The organism is Bartonella sp. AP57NXGY (assembly GCF_042195805.1).
GTDB lineage: Bacteria > Pseudomonadota > Alphaproteobacteria > Rhizobiales > Rhizobiaceae > Bartonella.
This window is the reverse complement of the sequence record NZ_JBHIOZ010000008.1, coordinates 43,830-47,860: the sequence shown is the minus strand read 5'-3', so window position 1 is coordinate 47,860 and position 4,031 is coordinate 43,830. Positions and strand designations below refer to the sequence as shown.

The window sequence follows — 4,031 nt, the reverse complement described above, 5'->3', positions numbered from 1 at the left end:
AAAGCGAATTTGGTCTGCTTGTTCTTGAGATTGAATATCAAGCTTGCCTATTTTTCTTTGATTAAACATTGTCAATCTTGCTTGGAAACTATCATTTCGGATGGTTTTTAACTGTGTTGTAATGGACCAATAATCTTCTTTGATAAAATGTTCTATTTCTGATTCACGATCACAAATAATACGCAAAGCAACCGATTGAACGCGTCCTGCTGAACGCGCACCAGGGAGTTTACGCCATAAAACAGGTGAAAGTGTAAAACCAACGAGATAATCGAGAGCACGACGTGCAAGATAAGCATCGACAAGGGATGTATCAATATCACGTGGATTATTCATAGCATCAAGCACAGACTTTTTGGTGATGGCATTGAAGACAACTCTTTTAATAGGTTTATCTTTTAAAACTTTTTTTTGACGAAGAACATCCAGAATATGCCATGAAATAGCTTCCCCTTCACGATCAGGGTCTGTTGCTAATATAAGGCTATCAGCTTCTTTAACGGCTTTTGCTATTTCATTTAAACGTTTAGCGGCAGCAGAATCTATATCCCATTTCATAGAAAAATCTTGATCCGGTAAAACAGAACCATCTTTTGCAGGTAAATCACGAACATGTCCAAATGATGCGACAACTTTGTATTGAGACCCAAGATATTTATTAATTGTTTTTGCTTTTGCTGGAGATTCAACGATAACGATATTCATAATTTTACCCAAATATTGAAATAAAAATTTTTTTATAAACGCCTTTTACGCGAATAGCTAATGCCAATTGCTTAAGAGCACATAAAAAAATATTAGCCATATAAAAAACATGAATATTGTACAACTTATGATTGTCATTATTAGAGTACACCCTATATAGAATTACACGATTTATTTTCCACTGTTATTACAAAAACATACGGCGAAATACTAAGATAACGTCTATTGAGAGGTAGGAGGGGAAATGCTCAAGGATAGAGGATTATGTTTATAAATCATTTAAAAGTTATCCAATATATTACAGACATGTCAAAGCAAATGAATCAGATGGCGCGTCAGGCGCACAGTCCGCTTTTAGCATTGCTTTTGGATATGGTTGCCAAAGAAGGGCAAAGCATTATTAATAGTGCTGAGGCTCTTGGGGAAGATCAAGATTCGACAATGACACACAACCACCAGAGTGTCGAATAAGCTTTCCAGCAAGCTCGAGTTCTACCAACAAGAGGTAGAGAGTTGGGAGTGAAATACCTGAGTGGATACTGAGTGTGTCTAAGTCGATTGGCGTTGTTGAAAGAGCGGAGAGAACTGCTGCACGTGCTGCATCATCATCTGCTAAAGAGAGATCGCTGTTTTTTTCATCTGCTAAATTAAAATTCTCCTTTTCAAGTTGTAAGGAGGATGGTTCCTCAAAAAAATTGAGTTGCGAATTTGGAAGCGGTGAAATTAATGGCGTAAGTGTTTCTATAATGTCAGAAGGATGTGTGGTGAGTAGAGCACCGTCTTTGATAAGATTGTTTGTACCAACAGATCTTGGATCAAGTGGAGAACCGGGAATGGCAAAAATTAGCCGTCCCATTTCAGCTGCTTGACGTGCGGTAATTAAGGACCCTGAGCGCAGGGCTGCCTCTACAACCAAGAGACCAAGTGATAGAGCTGCAATAATACGGTTTCTTCTTGGAAAATCGATAGCACGCGGCTTCCAAGAAATGGGCATTTCGCTGATGATGGCTCCACCGTTGGCAATAATATCTTCATGCAACTTTTTATTTTCAGGAGGATAGATATGATCAATTCCTCCCGCCATGACTGCAACAGTTCCTGTTTTTAAACTTGCTTGATGCGCAACGCTATCAATTCCACGAGCGAGCCCAGAAATTGTTACAAAGTCTGCTTCTCCGAGTAAACGCGCAAATTGAGCTGTAAGCTTTTTTCCCGCAGCTGAAGCATTTCGAGAACCTATAATTCCAATAGAAGTTTTTTGAAAAATTGAAACATTACCTTTGATAGCAATAAGCGGCGGGGGGGCTTCTGTAACCTTAAGAAAAGCTGGATAATCTGGTTCTCCCATACCAATAAACCGGACACCTAATCTTTCAGCTTCTTGCATTTCTTTTTCTGCATCTTCTAAGCTTGCTATTTTAATAGATACAGAACCACCCCCTTTTCTACTAAGCTCTGGCAGTGCTGCCAGAGCATTTTCTGCTGTTTTATAATGATCAATGAGATTGCGAAAACTAACAGCTCCAATATTTTCACTGCGCAATAACCGTAACCAGCTTAGACGTTGATGATCAGTAAGCAGGATTCCTTTATTTATCTCCGTGTTGCGTACCAATCTTACTTTCTTCCCCAATTAATAATCTACCGATATTTGCAGAATGTTTTATAAACACAAATACGCTCATCACAATCAGCATACAATAGAAATAAGAAGCGGAAAAATAAAAAACAAATATCGGTGTGATCGTAACAGCAATAAGCGCAGATAATGAAGAATAACGCATGAGGAGAAAAATCGCACTCCATACAATAATAAAAATAATTGCTGCAGGCCAATAGATTCCTAAGCAGACTCCTAGATAGGTAGCAACACCTTTGCCACCTTTAAATTTAAGCCATACGGGGAAAAGATGTCCTAAGAAAACAAAAAAGCCTGCTAGAGAAACAAGGATACTATTGTCTAGCGGATCACTAAAAAACTTTATAACGAAAACAACGATAGTTCCTTTCAACATATCACAAAGAAGTGTTAGAGCAGCAAGCTTTTTATTTCCTGTTCGTAAAACATTTGTTGCTCCAATATTGCCGGAACCGATTGTTCTTATATCACCAATTTTGAACAATTTCGTAAAAAGAAGCCCAAATGGAATCGAGCCAATGAGATAAGATACGAGGAAAATAAACCATGGAGTGGACTGAAAAAATATTTCTGCTTCATTCATTAAGAATCTCATTAAGTTTGTTGATCAAGTTTAAAAACGTTTTTCCCTTTCACAAAAGTCTGGATCACGCGTCCTTGAAAACGTGCATTCTCAAAAGGGGTATTTTTTGAACGTGAATAGAGCTTCTCTTTCGAAACAACCCATGGTTCTTCAAGATCAACCACAATAAGGTCTGCATGAGCCCCTTTTTTGAGTGTTCCTGCATTGAGTCCAAAGAGCTTTGCAGGCGCCGTTGACAAAAGTTCCGTTATCCGTAGAAGAGATAGGCTCTCATTATGATAAAGACGTAAGGCTGCGCTCAATAAGGTCTCCATACCAATAGCGCCAATTGCCGCGTCATTAAATGGTAAATGTTTTGTGTCGATACTCTGAGGATCATGAGAAGAGACAATAACATCTATAATCCCATCCTTTATTGCTTCAATCATTGCTACACGGTCTTCTTCTGTACGCAATGGGGGCATTAAGCGAAAAGAAGTGCGATATTGTCCAATGTCATTTTCATTGAAAGATAAATGATTAATAGATACACCCGCTGAAATTTTCTCACTGCGTTTTTTACCTAAACGAAGTGCATCAGCAGAGAGTGCTGTCGATATTTGAGCGGCATGATAGCGTGTTTGCGTTAATGCTGCTAAACGTAGATCTCTTTCAAGTGGGATAACTTCTGCTTCGCGAGGGATGCCAGAAAGACCAAGCCAACTGGCAAGCAGTCCTTCATTCATCACACCTTGCCCTGTAAGATCTTTATCTTGCGTTTCATGCATCAATGGAACATCAAAATCGCGTGCATAAGTCATTGCACGCCGCATAACAGATGAATTTTGAAGTGTTTTTTTTCCTTCACTAAAGGCAACGGCTCCAGCATCTTTGAGCAAACCAAATTCGGTTATTTCTTGTCCGTTGAAACCTTGTGTGATTGAAGCAACGGGATAAATATTGACCAATGAGATTTCCTGTGCTGTATGCGTAATAAATTTAACGAGTGCTACATTATCAATAACTGGATGCGTGTTTGGCATCATAAGAAAGGAAGTAATACCACCTGCTGCGGCCGCGTAACTTGCTGATGTAATTGTTTCACAATGTTCATTCCCTAATTCT

At 38.9% G+C, this 4,031-nt stretch carries 5 protein-coding genes; 1 reads left to right on the top strand and 4 read right to left on the bottom strand.

Features of this window, described 5'->3' with window-relative positions; translation table 11 throughout:
• Positions 1-705: DNA topoisomerase (locus ACFIL8_RS02505; protein WP_375688848.1), on the bottom strand; the 705-nt coding region annotated here is incomplete at its 3' end.
• 264 nt (positions 706-969) lie between these two features.
• On the opposite strand from ACFIL8_RS02505, the gene ACFIL8_RS02500 reads away from it, so the two are divergent.
• The gene (locus ACFIL8_RS02500) at positions 970-1,176 is read left to right on the top strand and encodes a hypothetical protein (protein WP_005773510.1); all 207 of its coding nucleotides are present in this window, start codon (positions 970-972) and stop codon (positions 1,174-1,176) included.
• On the opposite strand, the gene dprA is transcribed toward ACFIL8_RS02500, so the two are convergent.
• The 3 genes from dprA to ACFIL8_RS02485 all read right to left on the bottom strand — a co-directional run.
• Positions 1,106-2,338 (bottom strand): DNA-processing protein DprA, encoded by a 1,233-nt coding sequence (dprA, locus tag ACFIL8_RS02495; RefSeq protein ID WP_375688846.1) that lies wholly within the window; start codon positions 2,336-2,338, stop codon positions 1,106-1,108. The two genes, ACFIL8_RS02500 and dprA, sit on opposite strands and share 71 nt — an antisense overlap.
• Positions 2,295-2,927: a glycerol-3-phosphate 1-O-acyltransferase PlsY gene (plsY, locus tag ACFIL8_RS02490; protein WP_375611937.1), complete on the bottom strand. Its 633-nt coding sequence runs from the start codon at positions 2,925-2,927 to the stop codon at positions 2,295-2,297. Before plsY ends, dprA begins: the two co-directional genes overlap by 44 nt.
• Before the next feature lie 11 nt (positions 2,928-2,938).
• Positions 2,939-4,031: dihydroorotase (locus tag ACFIL8_RS02485; RefSeq protein ID WP_375688844.1), on the bottom strand; the 1,093-nt coding region annotated here is incomplete at its 5' end.